Raw genomic sequence first — 21,576 nt, forward strand, 5'->3', positions numbered from 1 at the left:
GTCCCGGTAATATGTGCCGCGAGAGAGCATGAAGTAGATGATGCGCAGCATTTTGTGGGCCAAGGCGATAATGGATCGTTTATGACCTCGGCGCACGACCAGGTTCTGGAATTTGGTGGGCAGAGCGCATTGGGTGCGACTGGCGGCATGGGCGCATTCGCACAAGACGCGGCGCACGTAAGGATTCCCTTTCCGGGTGCGACCACTTTTGCGCTTACCGGCCGATTCGTTGTTGCCCGGGCACAGACCGGCCCACGACGCCAGGCGATCGGCACTCCCGAAGGCCTTCATATCGTCCCCGATTTCCACCAGCAATAAGGCAGCACCTATGGTATCCACCCCCGGCAAGGTCTGCAGCAAGGCCAGGGCATGCTGTTGCAGGGCCAAACCGTCCAACAAGCGGGTATCGAAGCGCGCGATCTGCGCTTCCAGGGCTTCGATATGGTGCATCACTTCGTCCAGAACAAAACGATGGCAGGCACTCAAATCGCCCTGCAACGCATCCAGAATCTCCTCCCGGCTGGCCTTGAGGCGATGGCTCGCCAGGGACAGTACCTCCTGAGGCGTGGCGCCCTGAATCAGCGCCTTGATCATGGCGCGTGCCGATTGACCATGAATGTCGCTGACCACCACGCCCAGGCGGATCCCCCCGTCGGTCAGCACCTTGTGTAGCCGGTTTTTTTCGGAGGCCAGCATGCCGACCAACTTCTGTCGTTGGCGGGTAATCAAGCGTTATTCCCGCAGTGGCGCTGGCGGGACAAAGGAACCGCGTAACAAGCCCGCGCGCGCCAGCATGGCCAGCCATTCCGCATCGCCGACATCGGTTTTGCGACCGGGCACCTGTTTGACGTGACGGGCATTGACGACCTGGGCACGAATGCCGACCTGCTCCAAAGCCGCATAGGGACTTTTCCAGTAAATCCCGGTACTCTCCATGACCACTGCATCCGACTGCCAGGTCGCACACCAATCCGCCAAGGCCCAGCGGTCTTTCTTGAAGCTGCCAAACTGACGGCGCTCTACCTCCACAGTGCCATCCGGGTTACCAATGATGGCACAGCCCGTCACTTGTGCCTGATGAATATCCAGGCCGATCACACGTTGAAAAATGGGTTTCAGTTCCATTGGCTTTCCTCTCCATCTATACTGAAAACGTGGGAGGCGATGGATGCCGATGCCGAATCAACCTGCCTGCAGCAAGCCACAGGCGGTCCTCTTAATGTGCGCTCTCATGGAGGCAATCCGGGGTACGAGTCGGCCCGGCGGGTCACGTTAGAAACGGGATCAAGTCACCAAAATTTCGCGCGATCTCAATCCGCCGCCACCCGCTCCCATTCTCTTTCATTCTCCGGGGTGGCGCGAGTCGCAATGGACGTTAGAAGAAAACGAATAGCATGATGCGTTTCCAGGTTTTTATCCGTTCAGAGTGTTTTCCTCCTTTTGGGTATGTACTGACCGACCAAACCAGAGATAAAACGCCGGAACCACGAACAAGGACACCATTGATCCAAATCCCAGGCCGCTGACAATGACCAAGCCCATGGAAAACCGGGCATCCGCATTTCCTCCACTGGCAAAAAGCAATGGCATGGCTCCCGCAATCATAGCGGCCACCGTCATTAAAATCGGACGCAGGCGCAAAGTGCCCGCTTCTATTACTGCGTGTAATTTATCCAGATGCTTTTCTTCCTGCATGACCCGAGCAAATTGCACAATCAGAATTCCCTGCTTGGCGATCAGACCAATCAGCATCACCATCCCCACCTCAGAGTAAATATTCACGCTAGAAGCGCCAAGACTAATAGGCAACAAGGCCCCGAAAAGTGCGACGGGGACGGCGGTAAGAACCACCAGGGAGTCACGGAAGCTGTTGAACTGCGTCGCCAGCAACAGGAACACCATCAAGAGGGCAAAGCCAAAGGTAACCAATAAAGTGTCACCCTGATGTTCATACTGGCGAGACTCACCTGCGTACCGCACTTGATCGCCACTGGGAAGAATTTTCTTCGCATGCACTTGCAAAAACTGTAGTGCTTGGCCCAGTGATACACCGGGCGCTGGATTGGCTTGAATGAATACTGCTGGCAACTGTTGAAACTGCGGCAAATAGGTCGGAGCAGATTCTGGTTTCAAGGAGACAAACGTGGATAGTGGAACCTCAGTACCTGCAGGCGTCTTGATGGTATATGCCTTGAGAAAATTGGGATTAGCCCGCAAGGCTGGCGGCACTTGGGGGACCACCCGATAACTTAGTCCTTTCATGTCGAAATAGTTGACATAATTCCCCCCTAGCAGGGTCTCCAGATTTTGGCCAATATCCGCCATGCTCAGTCCAAAAGAGGCTACCATTTGTCGATTAATAACGATTTTCTGAATCTGATCGTTGTAATCGAGGTTTTTAGAGACGAACGAAAACAGTCCGCTGGCTTTGGCCTCTTGTACCAGTTTAGCGGATAGGGCATCCAACTGCTGATAAGAAGATCCCCCTGCGCTAGTCAGTACAAACTGCACCGGCAAGCCTACCGCAGCGCCAGGGAGTGGCGGCAGGCCAAAGGCGGACAACTTCATGCCAGGCACCTGTTCTGACAGGGTCTGCACTTTGTTCCTTACCTCCTGGGTAGTAACATCACCTCGCTTGGGATTGAGAACCACCCCAGCCATCACTTCATTATTCAATAACATGCCTCCGATCCCGACTCCGTTGACCGCAAAACTATGTCCCCGACTCTGGATTTTGTCGAAAACGGTCTTAGTCAGATAACGATCATAGGTATTCATATACTCAAGGGTTGCGGTGGGCGGAGCCACCCCATTGACATACACAAGCCCCTGATTGGCCGGAGGAGCCAGTTCACTCTGACTGATGCTGAAAAGAAAATAGATTCCTCCGGTCAAAACCAGAGCCAAAGTCACCGTCACTGGCCAGATCTTCAGACTGGCGAAAAGAAGACGCCCATAAAAAGCCTTTAAGCGCCCAAACACATGATCTACCAAATGAGCAACCCGGCCTTCCTGCCCAGCCTTCAGAACCCGTGAGGCCAGCATGGGTGCCAGAGTCAGAGCGGCAATCATAGACAGCAGTACGGTGGCCACAATGGTGAAAGCAAACTCGCTGAACAGGTGTCCCACCAGGCCACCGATAAACGCCATGGGCGCAAAGACCGCTACCAGGGTCGTTGCCATCACCAGGATGGGACTGGCCAACTCTTTGGCACTTTGCAAAGCGGCATGCAAAGGGGTTGCGCCGTGTTCAATATGTCGGTGGACATTTTCCACTACGATAATGGCATCATCCACGACCAAACCTATTGCCAGCACCATGGCCAGCAATGTCAGCAGGTTAAGGGTGTAACCCAGCGCGTGAATGATCGTCATGGCTCCTACCATCGCAACCGGAATAGCCAGAGCCGGAACGATCAATGCGCGCCAGGAACCCATAAAAAGGTAAATCACCAGGATAACGGCCAGCAGAGCCAAACCAATAGTGCCCTCTACTTCCTGAAGGGAGCTTTTGACAAATTGTGCACCATTATAAATGACGGACCCTTGTACACCCGGTGGCATGGTAGATTTCAACCGGGCCATTACCTTTTCGACTCCACCGGCAACCTGCAGCGCATTACTGCCAGGGGCCTGTTCGATCCCGATATTAACGGCCGCTCGTCCGTCCACCATGACGGAAGAATCATAAGTCTGGGCACCCAAAGACACCTTGGCGACCTGACTCAGATGAATAGGTACACCGTGGACGGTCGCCACAACCAGGTTGCGGAATTCCGCAGGGGTATGCAGGGCGGTGTTAGCGCTCAGAGAAACAGCGGTGTACTCCCCCCTCAATCGCCCTACTGCGGCAACAAAATCATTTTTCTTCAGGGCGGCGCTGACCTGGGATGGGGTGATACCCAAGACCGACATTTCATGCGGGTTCAGCCATACCCGCATCGCAAAAGTATTTCCGTTGGGGCCGGTCCCCGGCGGAAGAATCGAGGTTAGCCCTATCCCCGGGACAGACTCAATCGCAGGTTGCACGACACGGGTGAGATAATCGGTGATCTGCTGCTGGTTAAAGCCTTTGCCATGGTAAGTCAACATCATCAAATAGGCCCCAGAACCCGACATTTCCTGAACGATTGGCTGCATCACCCCTTTAGGAAGCTGATTGAGTACCGTATTAACCTTACTCTGCACTTGAGATAAAGCGGCGTTCGGATTCTCTCCCATACGCATATAGAGTGTAATTATGGAAACACCATCTTCGCTCACGCCGGTCATATAGTTGATGCCCGGAGCCTGCCCAACGGCTTTTTCCAAAGGCGCGGTGATAAAGGCATTGACGGTTTTTGGCGTCGCCCCAAAATAATGGGTGGTTACCGTGAGCATTGAGCTGTCAGTGGGTGGATACTCAGTAATGGGCAACATTCCCAGAGAACGCAACCCGAAGAAAAACAGGACGAGCGCTAAAGAAATGGCGAGAACAGGGCGACGGATAAAGGGTTCGGTAAAATGCATGCTGATCTCCGTCGTTATAGGTGTGCAGCGTTGTTAATGTGCACAGAATCCCCACTGTGCAGCTTGACCTGCCCAGCAGTGACGACAGTTTCACCCGCCTTGAGACCACTGATAATGGCGGTATATTTGCCACGCTGTATACCGGTCACTACCTTCTGTTCCTTGGCGATGAGATGATGCTTTGACTCGGCGGAAGTGAGTACGTAAACAAAATCACCATAGGTGTTAAAACTCACCGACACTGTCGGGATCATCAGCATTTCTTTAGGCGCTGACTTCTGCAAGTCCACCTGGACAAACATGCCAGGTTTAAGCCCCTGGGCTGCCTTCACAATTCCCCGCACACTAATAGCCCGGTTTGCTGCGTCCACATGGCTGGAAATGGCGTACACCGTGGAGACGTAATGTTTTACTTTTTCTCCGTCATGGATGTCGATTTGTACAGGTGCCCCTGGATGTAGCACTTTGGCATCGCGCTGAGGAACGGTGAAGTCAACATACAGATGATGCAGGTTCTCCAGATGGACCACCGGGGTATCTGCATGAATATATTCACCGGCATTTACCGTGCGCAGGCTGAGCATCCCTGAAAATGGGGCTCGTATCTGGGTGTCCGCCAATGATTCCTGTAGGGCCGCTACTTGTCCCTGAGCCGCCTGGGCATCAAATTTGGCCTTATCCAGCGCCGCCGTGGAAATTCCGTGAATGGCATACACTTTCTGTGCCCGTTGATAATCGACTTGGGTCAGTTCAGCGTGCGCCTGTGCAGCTTGAAGTTGACCGGGCAAATTCCCGGGGTTGAGCGACAGGAGTAGCTGTCCCTGGGTCACCGTCTGCCCGGAATGGAAATAGAGTTTTTCGATCACGCCACCGACTTGAGGGCTGAGTACCGCACCTTGTTGCGGAACAATTTCCCCAACGGCCGTTAATTTACCCGCAAGACTGTGCTCGCGGACTTGGGTAGCGGAGACCGTCACCGCCGGATTGGCCTTGGCCGCGAGGTGTGCCTGTAGTCGCTGTTGCCGCCAGGAGTGCCAGCCATAGATGGCAGCAAAAAGCAGCACAACAATCAACCCTAAGAAAAGAAAAGCCTTTTTCATGCGGGAACTCCTGCAGAGTGATTCAAAGTGGAAGGAGATGTTTTTTCAGGATGTGGGACAGCTCCCGATGTTGGCTGCCAGCCATCACCCAGAGCGACAAACAAAGCCACGCTATCCAGATAACGCTGACTGCGTCCCTGAATGGCCTTTACCGTATCCTGCTGATAGGCAATTTCCGCATCCAAGACATCTGTGTAGCCGGTGACCCCATCGCGATATCGCGCTTCAGCCAATTGCAAGGCCTTCCCAGAGGAAATTTGTGCCCGTTTTTGCTGAGTGTATGCGGCATCGGCACCTTGTAGGGCGCGTAAAGCGTCCGCCACTTCCCGGAATGCATTGAGCACGGTAGAGCGATACTGATCGCTAACGACGTGATATTGATCTATGGCAGCACGGCGTTGGGCGTGCAAGGCGCCACCATTATAAATGGGCGCTGCCAGCCCTGCGCCCAGCGACCAGATAGTAGAAAACGGATTGAAAAAGAGTCCCCCTGTCATAGCCGCCTTGCCAATATCGGCAGTAATATTGAATTGAGGGTAGAGGTTGGCGGTTGCCACATCGGCCTGTGCAGCCGCCACCTTGAGTTCTGCCGTCGCCGCCTGAATATCCGGACGATTTTCAGCCAGTGCAGAGGGAATTGTCGCGGGTAAATGCGCAGGCAATTGCAGATTGTGCAGTTTCGGCATAGTGAGTGGCACATTCGGAGATTCGCCCAATAAATCTGCTAGCGCGTGCCGGGAAGCGGCGAATGCCGCCTGCAAAGGGGCTATGCGTGCGCGAGCAGCGGCCGTCTGGGCAGCTTGTTGCTCTACGTTTTGTAAGTTTTGATCCCCAATCCGATATTCTTGCTGTAAAAGTTTCAACAAGTGTTCATCTGCAGTGGTAATTTTTTGAGCCGCGTGTAGTTGTGCCTGGAGGGCGGCGCCCTGAATAACCGCCCGACTCACATCAGCAGCCAAAAACACTTCGGTTTGATCGAGCTCCGCCAGACTGACCGTCTTGCGCGCTTTGGCGGCATGTATCAGGTCATTCTGGCGTCCGAATACATCCGGGTTATAACTAATATCGAGAGTCCCCAGGAAAAGGCTGTAAAGATTGCCTGGTATCCGATAGCTCTGTCCTCCATTGGACCCTGTACGCAACGCACGTTGTCGACTGATTCCCGCATTGGCTCCGATTTGAGGATAGAGCCCGCCCTGGGCGGCAAGCACCAAGGCCTGCTGCCGTGCCAGTGCTGCGTGAGCCGCCTGCAAGTTGGGGTTGGCTTTCATAGCCTTCTGAATGTAGGCAGTCAGCGTTGTTGAGTGAAATAGAGACCACCAGGATTTTGCTTGCTGTCTGGTCCACTGTATGTGTTGTCGAGAGGAGCTTAAAAACAGTGAATGTGCATTGTACGATTTGGGCGCCGCGACATTCGGCGCGGATAAATGTGGACCGACTGCGCAACCCGACAATCCCATTATCAGTGTGGCCCCTATCAACAGGGTGACATATTTTTTTTGAATAGGATGTGTCGATTCCTGGTGTACCACAGATTTTTTTGGAGCCATGAATCATCCTTGCTCAGTTCAATAGAAAATATTCGCATATTATAACGAGGCTCACTGTAACAATCGTGCGCATAACCGCTGTGAGATGTAACAATTTGTTTTTTTGTAACATGATAGGCTTTTTAGTTACACTTTTATTTGGCTAATTCGATCGATAAATGTACAGTGTGATTCATGAAAGACAAACAACATATTCTCATTGTCGATGACGATCTGCGTCTACGCAGTCTGGTGGAATCCCATCTGAAAGGATACGGTTTTGCTGTACAGGGCATGGGGGATGGCAGTCAGATAGAGTCTGTTCTTGGGACTTTTCCTGTTGATCTGATCATTCTGGATCTGGGCTTGCCCCAGGAAGACGGTCTGCAGATCTGCCGCCGATTGCGTCAGCATCACCATGATGTACCGATTCTCATGCTGACGGCCAGGGGAGATGAAATTGATCGCATTCTGGGATTAGAAATGGGAGCTGATGACTATTTGGCCAAGCCCTTTCATCCACGGGAGTTGGCAGCGCGTATCCAGGCCATATTGCGTCGTGCTCGAAATCCCGTATCAGGCACTACTGAAGTTTCTCCCAGTTTTCAGAAAGGGCCCTTTTTAGTAGATATGAGTCGTCAAGAAATACGTCTTCATGGCCAAGTCATCGCGCTAACTAGTACTGAATTTTTAACACTGTCTACCCTGATCCAACATGAGGGACAACCGCTAACGCGCGAGAAACTCATGTGGCTGACACGTGGCCGCGATCTGGAGACAGATGATCGCAGTATTGATATGCAGATATCACGCCTGCGTCGCCTGCTCGACAAGAATCCGGGGCGTCCCCGACATATTCGCACGGTCTGGGGACATGGCTATCTCTTTGTGGCTGAACCCTGAATATCGGAGCCTTCTGGCCTCGCAGCACGCTGGGACGGACTCTGCTGCTGCTCGGACTGCTGTTACTCAGTACGCAGGCAGCCGTTTATGTGCTTTTTCATCAGTACGTGTTAAATCCCTCCGCAGAACGCTTTGCCGAGTTTCTGTTGCAGACTGACCATGCCCTTGTCAGTCGTCACGCGCCATACGGCTCTGCCGGGAAACTGCAATGGCGTCCGGCCAATGCGCATCCTGGCCATATTCCCGATCAGTATTTTCTCCGCGAAAGCGCGCGTTATCTGCAACAACGTACGCCGGGGGCTCGCCTTCGAATTGGCCCTGAAGAAGGTAACGATACCTGGATATGGATACGCGGCGGTCCCGATCAGTCCTGGTTGGGGATGCCTGTTTCGTCCATGGACTTTGGTGGACAAGGATTCATGCTCATGCGCCTTGGGATCATCGCACTGGTTACCCTGCTGGGGGCTTGGTTGATCGTGCGACAGATTAATCGTCCCTTGGCACGCCTGGCCGCTGAAGCGCCGCGCATTGGTCTCGGCGACTCGCCTGATGCGCTGGGACCGATTGGTGGACCCCTGGAAGTACAGCGATTAACCGAGGCTATTACCAGCATGGCCAATGATCTCCATCGACTCCACGAAGAACGCACGCTACTCCTTACCGGTATTTCTCATGAGTTGCGAACACCGCTTTCTCGCCTACTGTTGACCCTGCACTTGCCCGATAGAAACTTTTTGGCGCAAAAATCTTCCATGCGCATAGATGTCCGCGAGATGGACGAAACGATTGATAAATTCTTGGCACTGGTGCGCAGCGGTGACCAGGAAAAGGGCATTTCCATTAACGTGCAAGAATGGTTGGCCAAAATGACAGAAATAGCCCGGGAGCGTTACGGACTGCTTGTTCACGTAGAGAGGCCCGTACCAGATTTCAGTCCGCATGTTTTGCAATGCCGCCCGCTGGCGTTGGAAAGAGTTTTTCGTATTCTTTTCGATAACACAAAGCGTTATGGCGGAGGGATCCTGGAGATTCAGTTTTTAGCCTGTCCAACGTACCTCGAAATTCGGCTTCGTGATTATGGGCCTGGTGTTTCTGCTGCATTTCTTCAAGCACTCAATCAGGGCAATTTACCTCATCAAACAGGGCATGGAGCGGGAATTGGTGTCCGGATTTGTCACCGCATCATGGCGTTGCATAACGGGAGTCTTCACTATGAAATGGCAACAGATGATGGGTTAATTGCAGTGCTTCGCTTTTATAGTCCTCCAGAAAGACATGATTCATTATAAAATGCTTGGTGTGATTTATAAAATATCAAATTGTTGCAAATGCCATGTAAAAATATGTAACCCCGTTTCAATCTTTTACATTTATATTATTGATATCTTATATCGAGAGGTTTAGGTTTCAGTAACTCAATGATGATACTGAATTATTCATTAACAAATTAGAATTTTCTAATTGTTCAGCACGCCTCATGAGAGAATTTACAACGAGGTTGTTTCACATTTTCAACGCGCGAGGAGAAGTGATGAAATTCCGCAAAATAGTCATATTGTCAGCAGTCAGCATCTTGATTTCCGGGACCGCCTGGGCGCAAACCAATCAGGTTCCCCAGGATCCCATTAACAATACCCTGGACCCCCAAAGTCCCTTTGCGACGCTATATTTACCGCAAAATGCGCCACAGGCCAATGATCAGGTCGGTCCTTCAGAGTGGACCCACGCCTATGGAAACCCTCAGCACAATGCCGGATTCCCTGTTGCGCACAACGCGCCCCGTTGGATTCGTGATGGCGTCCGCTGGAATTTTCCTGAAGCCCGGGCCTGGCCGCTCAATGATAACCATCCCTACGGCGAAAAAGTGGATGGCATCAAGGAAGCACTCCCGGTACAAACCCAGTTTTATGGAAATGCTCTGGGCGTTTCGGTGGTCAAAGGGGTCGTGTATGCGGAAAGCGATGATATGTTCGCTTACGCCGTCAATGCTCAAACTGGCAGGCTGATCTGGCGGAGCAGCCCGGTAGCCAATACCCTCATGGGTAATCCTCTGGTCGTCGGCAAAAAGGTCTATCTATCAGCGGGTAGCGTGTCTTTCAATTTTGCCAATGTCATGGAGTACTCCAAGCATCCCAAGCAGGCCGGACGTGGCAAGGATATCAGCTATAACGGGATTTTCTGCCTGGATCGTAAAGATGGCAAGCTACTCTGGAGTTTCAAGACCCAGGGTGATGCCATGCCCACCCCGGCCTATGCGGACCACTCGCTTTTCATCAGCACCGGCGACGGTAATATTTACCGGATTCACTCTACGGACGGAAAGGCCATCTGGAAAACCCATGTAGGGGGCATAGCCAACATGTCCAGCCCCGTAGTCTGGAAAAACCATGTCTATGTCTCCATGTCCGTCATCCCCGGTCTTTATGCACTGAATATCAATAACGGCAAGGTGTTGTGGAAGGGTGAAATTCCCGGTGCCGTCAACACCGGTATGGGCGATGTATCCCCCGTTGTGGATAACGGTATTGTCGTCATGGACACCGTGGCCAACCCCAAAATGGTAGATGGCAAACCCACCATGGAAACCCTGGTTCGGGCTTTTAATGCCAATACCGGACAAGTTCTGTGGACAAACAATATGGGACGTGGCCCCAAGATTCCGGCATTCAAAGGCGGGGTTCCCATGATTCATGATGGGATGGTTTATGTCGGTTCTCCTGTCACCTCGACCTATGAGGCCATGAATCTGCATACCGGTAAAGTGGCTTGGACCTGGCACGTACCCAATCCTGGTCCTGCCGGAGCAGGACGTGGTGCACCGACGTACTATCAAAATATGCTCTATATTTCTACCGGACCGGATATTTATGCCATTCAGCCTAAAACGGGGCAGATGGTTCACGAATATCATGTCGGGGGTCGCTTCGGCATCGTGAATCCCACCATTGTCGGAGGCACCATGTACCTGGGTAACTCGTGGGACTGGATCAACGCCGTACCGGTCAAGGACGTCAACCCGCAATTCAACGCCAACAAGGCTTAAATAAGGCTTAAATAAGGCTTAACAGAGGTTCAGAATGGCAACGACCATGAAATCTGCAGCAAGCGCACAAATCGCCGCTCATTAAAGGCATTTGACGTGAACCATTCGGCGGGAGACGATCTGGTTAGTCTCTCGACGAGCGGTTTTTATATGAGCGAAATATCTTCTGCATTTGCGAAAATGGGTATTAACATTCTACCCATTCACCATTTTACTCGGCAGAATTTTGGAAAAGCTACATATTGCTATTCGGCACTAAATATTTAACCAAAACATCACGAGGTGATGAACATGTATCATAGCCATAGATTTTCCAGAAATACGCTTATTTATGCAGTGGCTGAACTCGGCTTTTCGCCATTAGTTAACGCCTCATACCCGTTACTACTTCTGGATGCGGGATGTGCCGCATCCGCCTAATCCGGAGGCGGATAGTTTTTCCCAATGCCGTGGATAATGAATTTGCCATGCAGGCGATGATTGCCTTTTGAAGAAGATAGCGAGGAGACAGTGATGTTATTGAAAGATTTTTTGAAAGTATCCGTATTAGTCAGTGCTTTGCCAGTGATGGGAATGCTGGGTATGACCACGGCTTCGGCCAATGTCGATTCAGCCAATGTTTCAATGCTCCATGATTTTCGTTTTGATCATCCCGCTTTTATTCATGACTTGCCTTTTGCCGAGCATCATGTGGTGATCCAGGTCAGTCAGGATAATCCGGCCCGTTGGACTATGGACCTGAACATCACCCAGAATCTGCTCAACTACTTTGGTCATAAAAAGATTCAGATTGTCGTCGTGGCGTTTGGTCCGGGCATCAAAATATATTCTCCTAACAACTCGATGGCGAGTCGCATTGCTGCGATTAATGCTGAGGGAGTAGAGTTTGATGTTTGCCATAACAGCATGGAAGCTTTTAAGAAGAAGAGCGGCCATTTTCCCAAACTGGATCCTTCGGTAGTTATTGTTCCGGGAGGTGTCATCCGTATCATGCAGCTGGAGCACGCCGGTTTCGATTATATCAACCCCTAAACTCAAATTTTCGTTATAAGCAGAAAATTTGGATGTGTCATGCTCTCAATGAGGAATTAACTGATGCTTGACCTCTATGAAGATGTGTCTGAAGGAACTTCATCAAACGCTTAAAGTCCATCAATGCATGCCGCTGGCAATTTTTCATAGCGACGCGCGCTGAACCATAATGCGCTGACCGGATTCACGCAGATATCCGTGTCTCTTGAAATCCGCCATGACGGGGTCCCCTCAGAAAACGGAATATAAAACCCGTTAATCTCCTGCGAAGGGCCGCAGCGGCCGATATTTTCTCTGCTTGGGGGTGTAAGCCGGAACCCCAGAAAATTCCGTCGGGAAACATGGGTCTGTCTGCATAAAGGTACCGAAAGTCCCACAGGATTATCCTCCGGTTAAGTTTCTGCTGAATGCTCCTTCCTGAGCGCCTTGATCCGGTCTGTCGGAAAATAGCGGTAAAAGGCCGTCCTACCGATCCCCAGCTGGTCAATCACGTCACCAATGAAAGGGTAGTTTGCTGTATCTTTGAGTAAAGTTTCCGCGTGTTTGATGGCTTGCTCATTCATGGCTTTTGGCCTACCACCCCGCCGCCCACGCCTATTCGCTGCAGCAAGACCCGCACGAGTATTTTCGACAATCAATTCCCGTTGGAACTCATCGAAAGCGGCGGTCATATGGAAAAAAAGCCGCCCTTCGGAGGTGCTGGTGCCGATGTTTTGGGTCAGCACCTTAAGGGCTATTCCCCGCTCATGGATGTCAGCCGCCGTCTGGATGACTTGCGTCAACGAACGGGCCAGCCGGGAAAGTTTCCAGACCACCAGCGTATCCCCTTTACGCAAGTAATCCAGGGCGCCTGTAATTGTGGCCGGTCCCGATGCGAGCCGGAGGCTTTCTCCGTAAAAATTTTTTCGCAACCCACGGCCTTGAGGGCATCCATTTGAAGGGCTGGGTTTTGATCCATAGTCGAGACGCGGGCATAACCGATCAGCATGGCAATCTGTTCTTTAATGGAGTTAACGAAACTGTAAGGGAAGTTAAGTTTCGGGACAAGGAAAACGGATATCCTTTGGCGTGTATTACCTCCCTTTGGAGATGTGGCCTGACGCATTGTCCAATAGTGGAAAGGCGCTTTGCGCCAGGTGAATGAACGACTGAAGCGCAGGACTTTGCTGCGCTGCTTGGTTCTGCCAAGCCAGAGAGACTTCGCTGTCGGCCATCTCATCCTGCAGGGGCAGGAAGGTGACACCGGGGCGGGCGGCCTGGGCGAACGAAGAAAAGAGAAAGCTCACTGCCAAGCCAGCGGCTACCATACTGAAAACAGCATTAGAATCGGCCAGTTCCGTGAAAATATGCGGCTCCAGGCCGTGGGCTAGACAGTTGGCCCATATACGGTCATAGGAGCCCGGCGCCACCTCGCGGCGCAACAATACAATATCTACATCAACGAGCCGTGAGAAAGTTACAGGTACCTGTTCCACCAGGGCATGCCCTGATGGAACCAGAAGCAAGAGGCGCTCCTTTAGCAAAGAATGTTGCTGGATGTCTGGAACCGCCTCCATGTCACGGATCAGAGCCAAGTCTATCTGGCCTGCAAGCAGGGCACGGGTTTGTGCGGCACTACTCATTTCCTGCAACTCTAGACGCACTCTGGGATGGACAGCGCGGAAGGCGCGCAGGAGAAAAGGCAAAAGGGTAATGGCCGTGGAGCTGATAAAACCGATGCGGAGCAGACCGGCATCGCCCCGGACGATATCTTGTATCAGGTGTTGAGTGCGCGTCGCCTGGGCAAGGAGTAAACGGGCTTCGGGCAGCAGTGCGGCTCCGGCGGATGTCAGTCGCACCTCGCGCTGGCTGCGTAGAAAGAGGGAGGTTCCCAAGTCTTCTTCCAGCGTCCGAATACTCCGGCTCAAAGAAGGTTGGGCCAGATGCAGGCGTTCAGCGGCGCGATGAAAATGCAGGGTCTCGGCCAGAACCACGAAGTGACGCAGATGATGCAAATCCAACGGGCCGGTGCTCCCAGAGAAAAGCTCAGCGTACGCCATCCTGGCCTCTCGCCGCCAGGTTTGTGACCGCACTCGCAGCCCTGGGCCGCGCTGTCTCCATCCAGGGGGGCGTCGGCCCCTGATGGGGTTTGCCGCCAACGCGGATGGTCACAGACATGGTTAGTCCTGGACGGAGGGGGTGGGCAATGAAGCCCTGTGGGTCAAGGGCAATGCGTACAGGTACCCGTTGGGTGAACTTGATCCAGTTGCCGCTAGCATTTTCTGGGGGCAGGACCGCAAAGACAGCCCCTGAAGCACCGCCAATCCCTGCCACCCAACCATGGTAGGTGACCCCGCTGCCGTACACGTCGGCGTGCAGGGTGACTCTCGCCCCCACCCGCACACCAGCCAGATCTGTTTCCTTGACGTTGGCGTCTACCCAGATCTGATCGAGAGGGACGATACTAAACAAGCGCTGCCCTGGCTTTATCCACTGCCCGCGCTGAACTGACTGCTGGGCAAGGATACCGCTGACAGGAGCACGAATGATCTGCCGATGTAGCGCCAATCGTGCCAGCTTGACACGTTCCAGGGCAGCCTTGACGCTAGGGGTGTTGTCCGGGTTGTGAGCGCCTAGGCGGGCCTGGAGAGCTCGGCCATGGGCGCTTTCCGCCGCTATTTCTGCCTGCAGGCGGGCCACATCGTTCTTGGTGGTAATGGCCTCTAGGGCCTGCGTCGCCCCGCTCTCGGCCGCCGCTCGATAGCGCCAGGCTTTTTGTCGTGCCGTGGCCAAAGCCGCCGCTAGGGCCGCCCTGTGGGCCCGACTTGCGTCTATTTCCGCCACGAGGGCGCGGGCACCTTGAAGGCTTTGGGCCAATTGAGCTTGGGCTTGGCTCAAGGCCAGTTCTGCCCGGCGTCCGCGCAGACTAACCAGCGGATCACCCTGGCGAACGACGAGCGTATTATAGCCGGCCACGGACAGCACGGTACCGCTGACCCGAGCATCCACCGGATAGATATTTCCCGCCACATAGGCATCGTCCACATTCACCCACCAGCGGCCCATGAAGAACCACCAAGCCGCCCAGCCCGACAAGGCCAAAAGGACGATGAGCAGGAGGAGCCACAAATTGCGCCGTCGGCGCCAGTTTTCTTTGGCCAAGCGCCGCAGCTCGCTCGTCGTCTCAGCGAGAACCATAACCGCCTCCCAATGCCGTCTCCAGTTCGGCCCAAGCCCGGAGACTGCCATAATGTAGTAAACCAACCCGCATTTGCTGTTGGATGATTTCTTCCTGCTGAGCTAGGACCGCTGTTTCGTCATCCAGGCCTAGTGTTCGGCGCCGCTCCACCAGAACCGCCCGTTGTGCAGCCGATTGTATGGCCTGGTGTTGAGCCGCCAATTGGCCGGTCTCGCTAGTCCAGGACGAAAGCGCTGTGAGTACCTGGCGAGTAGCCTGTAACACCGTTTGCTCATAAATCGCCACAGCCTTTGACTGCTGAGCCTCTGCGGCATGCAAACGGGCATGGAGTGCGCCGCTGGTAAAAATCGGCAGATGCACGGCTGGTCCTACCGCGTAGGCAAAACTGGCCGGATTCAACAGAGTGACCAGGGAAGCACTATTCAGGTCGAGCAAGGCAGAAAAGGAGATATCTGGATAAAATTCCGCGCGTGCAGCTCGGGTGCTTGCCATACGTGCCACCGCCACATCTCGCGCTGCGCGGACGTCAGGCCGATGCGCCAAGAGATCCAGACGCAGATGCGGAGGTAAGGTTGGGAGAACGTTTTCTTGGGGGTACCCCGGCTGCATGGGCAGGGCATCCGGGTCGGTGGCAGCCAGCGCGGCCAGATCGGCCCGTGCATCGTCCGCCAGTCCGGCCCAGCGTTCTGCCTGCGCCTGGAGAGTCGCTACTTGCTGACGCTGGAGGGTGAGAGGGATTTGCGAACTCAGGCCTAGGCGTTGGCGGGTTTCGGCCAGTTGCAAACGCTTCTCCGCCAAACCCAGCAAACTTTCCGCCTGCGCATGTTGACGACTGCTCAGGCACCAATTCAGGTAGGTACGGACAATGGCCCCGGCCAGCAAACGGCGCGTGTCTGCCAGGCGAGCATTGGCGGCATGTTCTTCGCCCAAGGCAGCCTTCCACAAGTCTCGCCGCTTCCCCCAAAAATCTAGCGCCTGACTGAAGCCCAAGCCGATGTCACCACTATCGTATCTTTTATTTCCCAAGCCCAAAGCGCCAAAGGGTCCGTTGCCGCTGAACTGCATTGGGGCAATGCTGGCAGCGCCATTGATCTGCGGGCCCAGGGAAGCGCCGTGGAGACGGCTCATAGCGGCGGCCCAATCCAGCTCCGATTGGGCCGCCATGATCTGCGGGCTATGGATCAGGGCATGATGCAACAAGCCGTCGAGCAGGACCACGTGCAGACCTTTCCACCAATCCTGTTCTGGCCATGGCCCAGGATGCAGCGGATGAGCACCTTGTATCGTCTTCACCGTCTTTGCCATGGCCGGAGGTCGCACCCCATTGGGCGAGAGAGCGTGAATCGCCGGAGCACAAGCGCTCAAAAGGATAATCATCAAAGCCACAGCCATCCGAGTTGGTATTTTCTTAGCCCATAAAAACAGATGTAGGCGATCTTTATTACTGTTCATGAGGTCCATCCACTTCCAAATTTTCCTCAGTGAAACCGGCGCTTTCCATGATCTCCTCTTCAATGGTGATTCGCCCTGGACGATTGCGCCGGCGCCGATATGGACCCTTACTAAGCCAAAGAAGAGCGAGGACAACTAAGGCCATCCATCCCCATAGAGTCAGCATGGATTGCATGCTGAGGGACGCGCTCTGCAAGATTAGATGCTGGATGGAAAAGGCATGGGCCTGTTGCCCGGACATGTCCTTTCCCTGTAATTGCCGAGCCAGGTCAGTCAGGGGCTCGATGGGCGACTGCCAAGCTAGATGGGCGCGAAAGTAATCACTGTGACGCATCCATAGAGCTGAAAAAGTGCTCGATAGATAAGCCCCACCGAGGATGCGCACAAAATTCTGCAGAGTCGCAGCAGCGGGTAGTCGCTGCGCTGGCAAGCGTGAAAACATAATGAGACTCAGAGGAACCAGATAAAAACCCAGGGCCGCTCCCTCAAGAAAATGGCAGAGCAACAAGCTCTTAAGACTGCTGTTGGCATTGACCTGGGTCGTGAAGCCATAGACCGCGATCAAGAGATAGCAAATGGTGGCCAGCCACAATGGGTTGACGCGATGGGAGAGGGGGCCCATAACGGCAATAAGAGGTACACCGGCAAGGGCCATGGGTAAAAGCACCACGCCGGCCCAGAAGGCCGAATAACCCGCCTGGCCGATGAGTCCCGATACAAAGAGGCTGTTCCCCCCCAACAAGAGACCCCATCCAAAAATCAAGGCCGGTGTGGCGAGAACAAAATTGCGCCGCTTGAGCAAGCTAAGATCCAGGCATGGATGCGGATGCTCGCGCGCCCAGATCAAAAAGGCTGCCAGGAACACTGATCCTGCCGCCACCAGCCAGCGAATTCGCGGGGAATCCCACCAATTCCAGTCCTCGCCCCGATTGAGCACGACCTGAAAGGTGCTGCTCCACAACGCCAACAGGAACAAACCCACCCAGTCGAAGGGTTGCTGCAGCCGTTCACGGGGATCGTCGCGCAAGAGCAAGGCCACCACAGCCAGGGAGAGGAAACCCAAAGGGAAAGTCAACAAAGGAGCATCGCGCCAGTCCCAGGTATAGGCAATCCAACCCGCCAGTGAAGGTCCTGCCAACAAGGGGAACACTAGATTGATGATAGTCAGGTCTGCCACGCTCATCTGCCAATGCGCCGGCGCGTAACGGATGAGCATGCGTCGGGTCAAGGGTGTCAACAAACCTGCACAAAAGCCCTGTACCAACCTGCCGGCCAGAAACAGGCTGAAATGATTGCTCAACAGATCCGGCAAGGTAGCCAGCATGAGCAGCGCCAGGGAAAAGAGGTATGTCCGCACCTCACCAAAGCGCTGGTACACCCAGGTCGCCGGCACCACCCCCAAGGCCCAGGCGAGGAGATAAAAGGTCAGCGACCATACGGCATGATCCAGACTGGTGCTGTAGGCTCCGGCAATATACGGCAACATGGGGATCGACCAGGCCAGGCTCCATGCAGCAAGGAAAAGCCCACTGCTTAGCCCGATGATGAGGACCAACAATGGCAGGCCCCGAAACGGGGTTTGCGTCGCATTAGAAGAGGTCGAAATAGACACAGATGATCCCATATCCTGAAAACTGATGGAACTGCAGCTTAATACAAGACGGGAAAATGGATAATGAATTTTACGCTACCCATTGATAGCAAATGGCTATCAATGGGTAGCTGTTCGAGTGGATCTCTTCGCTGAAAGGGCTGCAAGGTAATAATAGAGAGATCGTATTCTGAATTCTGGGTGCGAGCTGGTGGATGAAATCACTTTGTCAGAGTGAATCAGTTGCTGAGTTTATAGCGAGTGGAGTCTTGTTGGGTGTTTATAGTCGCTACCTCTTTTATCAGAATAAATGCTCGTAGTTACGTTACCGAACCCATCCACTGCCTAAATACGATGGAGGGACGGATCCTCTATCGGTTGTTCTGAAAAACGACAATGATTATATCTGGAAGATTCATATTTTTATAAAAAAGTGCCGAGGTAAGCCTCGGCAGAATAAATCGCAAACAACCTATCGCATTGTGCAGCAGACCGGTGACTGATTCTAGTGCTAATATGCCAGAAAAAACGCGGAACCCTCTTATACAGAAAGGTTATTCCGCCGTTTCATGGTCACCTATTATGGCAGCAATTTCCTCAAATTCAGTTTGTTTCTTATAAAATTCGTCTACAATAGTATCCACATCATCTTCTATAGCTGCTTTGTTTCTTAATGATAAATCAAAATCTTCTTTTCCCAGACTCAGCAGGTTCATGCGGTTTAAAATTTCGCTATCATTTATTTTTATTTTTTCGAGAAGCGTTTGCTGGGGATATTTCAATTTTATATTCCCTTATAAATATAGTTTTGAAGTTCTGCCTAGAGACAAATTAAGTAAATCGACTCCGGCTGGAGTTTTATCCTACCAGATGGATCCCACCAACCTGTCTATTCTGACCAAGAGACTAGGCATAGTCTAGTTATTGGTTTGCTTTTTATAAGGTGTGCACAAAACTTCTGATGCGATCATTGTTCACCATATAACGCTTTAGATCATTTGTTTCCTGATCCATGGAGTGCTGCAATCCTGCTTGGGACAACCCCGGTTAACATCCGGATGTCCACTTCTGCCGGAAGAACCAGCATCAGAATCGAGTGTTCATCTGCCTGCACGAAAAATGCTGTATGCTGCTCGCAGCGAATACTGATTTCAGGTGTGGTACATTCTGAAAGTCCAGCACTGATGTGCTCAGCAAGACGCATCAATGCCGCTCCGGCAATCCCTATGATAGGTTCATCAGCAACCATTTCCCCCGTCTGAAGGAGTATAACCCCTTCATCGGCAATCCATGCGACGCCCAGTATTTCCGGGATCAACCCCAGCAACTGTGTGTAAAGATCAGCAAACAAATCCTGATTCAAGCAGCACCTCCTTCGTTTTCAGGAACAGGGAACTGGAAATCGTCCTGAGTTAACAGGTCTGGACCCGATTCCAGGGCTTCAAACCAGTCCAGAAATGCGGTGATAGTCTCCTTTCCCTTAAAGGAGGCCCCGTGCTGTGGCACAATCCAGTCAATATCCATACTGCGTATCATGTGGGTCCACAGCCTGCAGACTTTCTGGCCACCCATATAACGACGGTGGAAGCCGTTCATTGAAGACACAGCGCGATGCGCAGCAAACGCTTCTGCCCCTTCAATCACTTTGGAAGCATCCGGTCCACTGACCAGATTAGCACCCAAATCTCCCGAAAAAAGTATTTTGCTGAGAGGATCATACACCTGGAAATTTCCCACGGAATGCATGTAATGTGCGGGAATGAGGGAAAGTGCCTGACCTGCCAGATTAATCGGCATACCCCGTGCTGGAATGCCGATGACGCGTCCGGCAGTCATGCCCTTGGAACAGAAGTGCGGCAGAAAACGGGTCCACTCGTTGGCAATGAGGATTTTGGCATCGGTAATCAGCAACCATCCATTCGCGGAAGCCACAATATCCGGGTCCTCGTGGGAGGCAAATACATAATTCAGATGCGCCGGCAGGAAGTAGCTGGCCATCTCGGCCAACAGATTCTTGTAGGTGAGGTTGCCACCAGGATCCAGAAGCATGCCTTCACCGTTATGCACAATCAGGAACTGATTAGCCTGAATCCCTTCGCCTTCCACCAGGTCGGTGAATGCTATGCATTTATGGATACCATTATCGAAAAGTAGTGTGCTCAATTTTCTGAATCCTCTTTGCTTCCTTGAATGGCGCATTGTACTGCGATCGTCTGATCGCTTCGATTTTTTGTATGCTGTTAGTGAAAACGGCCATCTTCCCGTTCACTATCCGTCCAGATTACTTCAATGTCTGCAGCCGATTGAGCAAGGCCGGGCTGATGCCGAGATTGTTCATCAGCGTTTCACTGTACTTGCGATCAATCAGGTAGTGACAGAGATCAAGCAGTTGCAGCAGGGCTTTGGTAGCCTGGCCCGCCTTGGCACTGTCATCGACTTTACGCTGAATCAGTAGCGGCATGGCTGCGCGCAGGTGACTCATGCTGGAGGCCACAAAATGCGGTGGAATGCGCATTGTGACATGAACTTCGCCGATTTTTTCCTGACGGCTGATAAAGGCTGCGTCGTGAACTCCGCCGACGAGGTCGCGTATCCAGGTTAAGTGGGTTTGCTTCAAAGCCTCTATCCGGCCTTCCAGGTAAGGCGCTGTTTGTGCATCACCCAGCAACTGGCGATAGAACTCGTCGGTGAGTTGCGGAAGGTCTGCTTCGATCAGCAGAAATACTTCCGTGAGTGCGCGTTGCTCTTCTTGGCACAGTCCGCTGATATTGCAGAAGGTACTGAGGTTTGCGTCGTGGTTATCCAGCTGCATGTGGCTTTTCCTTGAATGATTTTAGAAAGGAAGGGCTGACTGCTTCAGTCAAAGCATCTTCTCAATGGCTTTTGCAGCCCGAGTCGCGTCCAGGAACACCAACCCCAGTTTGGCTTCTTTCCGAATAATGGTACTAAGAACGGCATCTGGCCCGGCATGTATCAACAGAACAAAGCCGTTGTCTCCCTTGATCATGACTTGCTCCAGATTGCCGCGTGCCAACTCCGTGGCTGTCCGTTCTCCCAAGGAGAGCATAGCCGCAGCCATGGCACCCACACGGTCTTCATCCATAGAAGCGGAAAGTAACGCAGCGATAGTCAGGCCGTCAGTGGAAATAATGGCGGAGGCCTCTATATCTGCGGAACTGCCATTGAGATCCGATAGCACCGACTTCATCATTTCTTCACGCACCAGGCACTACCCCTCT

16 protein-coding genes and 2 pseudogenes are annotated in these 21,576 nt (G+C 52.9%); 4 read left to right on the forward strand and 14 right to left on the reverse strand.

Annotated elements, in window-relative coordinates; genetic code table 11:
- The 4 genes and pseudogenes from BLW97_RS07215 to BLW97_RS07230 all read right to left on the reverse strand — a co-directional run.
- Positions 1-1,125: pseudogene (locus tag BLW97_RS07215) on the reverse strand (IS110 family RNA-guided transposase); the annotation flags it as partial.
- 288 nt (positions 1,126-1,413) lie between these two features.
- Positions 1,414-4,509, reverse strand: a complete 3,096-nt coding sequence (locus BLW97_RS07220; protein ID WP_075322786.1) for an efflux RND transporter permease subunit — start codon at positions 4,507-4,509, stop codon at positions 1,414-1,416.
- Positions 4,510-4,523: 14 nt separating this feature from the next.
- Positions 4,524-5,609 (reverse strand): efflux RND transporter periplasmic adaptor subunit, encoded by a 1,086-nt coding sequence (locus BLW97_RS07225; RefSeq protein WP_075322787.1) that lies wholly within the window; start codon positions 5,607-5,609, stop codon positions 4,524-4,526.
- The gene (locus BLW97_RS07230; protein WP_077218297.1) at positions 5,606-7,159 is read right to left on the reverse strand and encodes an efflux transporter outer membrane subunit; all 1,554 of its coding nucleotides are present in this window, start codon (positions 7,157-7,159) and stop codon (positions 5,606-5,608) included. The genes BLW97_RS07225 and BLW97_RS07230 overlap by 4 nt, the downstream gene beginning before the upstream one ends.
- A gap of 174 nt (positions 7,160-7,333) precedes the next feature.
- On the opposite strand from BLW97_RS07230, the gene BLW97_RS07235 reads away from it, so the two are divergent.
- The 4 genes from BLW97_RS07235 (at position 7,334) to BLW97_RS07250 (ending at position 12,116) form a co-directional block, all read left to right on the forward strand.
- Entirely contained in the window at positions 7,334-8,041 is a 708-nt protein-coding gene (locus BLW97_RS07235; RefSeq protein ID WP_075322788.1) for a response regulator, read from the forward strand.
- A gap of 89 nt (positions 8,042-8,130) precedes the next feature.
- Complete coding sequence (locus BLW97_RS07240; protein ID WP_242947743.1) at positions 8,131-9,330, forward strand: ATP-binding protein; 1,200 nt, start codon at positions 8,131-8,133, stop codon at positions 9,328-9,330.
- A gap of 242 nt (positions 9,331-9,572) precedes the next feature.
- Entirely contained in the window at positions 9,573-11,084 is a 1,512-nt protein-coding gene (locus BLW97_RS07245) for an outer membrane protein assembly factor BamB family protein (RefSeq protein WP_075322790.1), read from the forward strand.
- A 513-nt stretch (positions 11,085-11,597) separates the two neighbouring features.
- Entirely contained in the window at positions 11,598-12,116 is a 519-nt protein-coding gene (locus BLW97_RS07250; RefSeq protein ID WP_193651284.1) for a DsrE family protein, read from the forward strand.
- A 392-nt stretch (positions 12,117-12,508) separates the two neighbouring features.
- Here the strand turns inward: BLW97_RS07250 and BLW97_RS07255 are convergent.
- The 10 genes and pseudogenes from BLW97_RS07255 to BLW97_RS07300 form a co-directional block, all read right to left on the reverse strand.
- A pseudogene (locus BLW97_RS07255) lies at positions 12,509-13,221 on the reverse strand (recombinase family protein).
- Complete coding sequence (locus BLW97_RS07260; protein WP_075322791.1) at positions 13,190-14,116, reverse strand: LysR family transcriptional regulator; 927 nt, start codon at positions 14,114-14,116, stop codon at positions 13,190-13,192. Before BLW97_RS07260 ends, BLW97_RS07255 begins: the two are co-directional and overlap by 32 nt.
- Positions 14,117-14,141: 25 nt before the next feature.
- Positions 14,142-15,293: an HlyD family efflux transporter periplasmic adaptor subunit gene (locus BLW97_RS07265; protein ID WP_075322792.1), complete on the reverse strand. Its 1,152-nt coding sequence runs from the start codon at positions 15,291-15,293 to the stop codon at positions 14,142-14,144.
- Positions 15,280-16,746 (reverse strand): efflux transporter outer membrane subunit, encoded by a 1,467-nt coding sequence (locus tag BLW97_RS07270; protein WP_227485346.1) that lies wholly within the window; start codon positions 16,744-16,746, stop codon positions 15,280-15,282. Before BLW97_RS07270 ends, BLW97_RS07265 begins: the two co-directional genes overlap by 14 nt.
- Positions 16,736-18,358 carry an MFS transporter gene (locus BLW97_RS07275; protein WP_242947746.1) on the reverse strand — a complete coding sequence of 541 codons (1,623 nt, stop codon included), beginning with the start codon at positions 18,356-18,358 and terminating at the stop codon, positions 16,736-16,738. Before BLW97_RS07275 ends, BLW97_RS07270 begins: the two co-directional genes overlap by 11 nt.
- 533 nt (positions 18,359-18,891) lie before the next feature.
- A complete protein-coding gene (locus BLW97_RS07280; RefSeq protein ID WP_075322794.1) occupies positions 18,892-19,119 on the reverse strand; it encodes a protoglobin domain-containing protein in 228 nt (75 codons plus the stop codon).
- Positions 19,120-19,331: 212 nt separating this feature from the next.
- Complete coding sequence (locus tag BLW97_RS07285; RefSeq protein ID WP_075322795.1) at positions 19,332-19,700, reverse strand: roadblock/LC7 domain-containing protein; 369 nt, start codon at positions 19,698-19,700, stop codon at positions 19,332-19,334.
- Positions 19,697-20,500: an oxygen-binding di-iron domain-containing protein gene (locus BLW97_RS07290; RefSeq protein ID WP_075322796.1), complete on the reverse strand. Its 804-nt coding sequence runs from the start codon at positions 20,498-20,500 to the stop codon at positions 19,697-19,699. Before BLW97_RS07290 ends, BLW97_RS07285 begins: the two co-directional genes overlap by 4 nt.
- Before the next feature lie 118 nt (positions 20,501-20,618).
- A complete protein-coding gene (locus BLW97_RS07295) occupies positions 20,619-21,149 on the reverse strand; it encodes a protoglobin domain-containing protein (RefSeq protein WP_075322797.1) in 531 nt (176 codons plus the stop codon).
- Between the two features lie 48 nt (positions 21,150-21,197).
- Entirely contained in the window at positions 21,198-21,560 is a 363-nt protein-coding gene (locus tag BLW97_RS07300) for a roadblock/LC7 domain-containing protein (RefSeq protein ID WP_075322798.1), read from the reverse strand.
- Positions 21,561-21,576 lie beyond the last annotated feature (16 nt).

It is taken from the genome of Acidithiobacillus albertensis (assembly GCF_001931655.1).
GTDB classification, from domain to species: domain Bacteria; phylum Pseudomonadota; class Gammaproteobacteria; order Acidithiobacillales; family Acidithiobacillaceae; genus Acidithiobacillus; species Acidithiobacillus thiooxidans.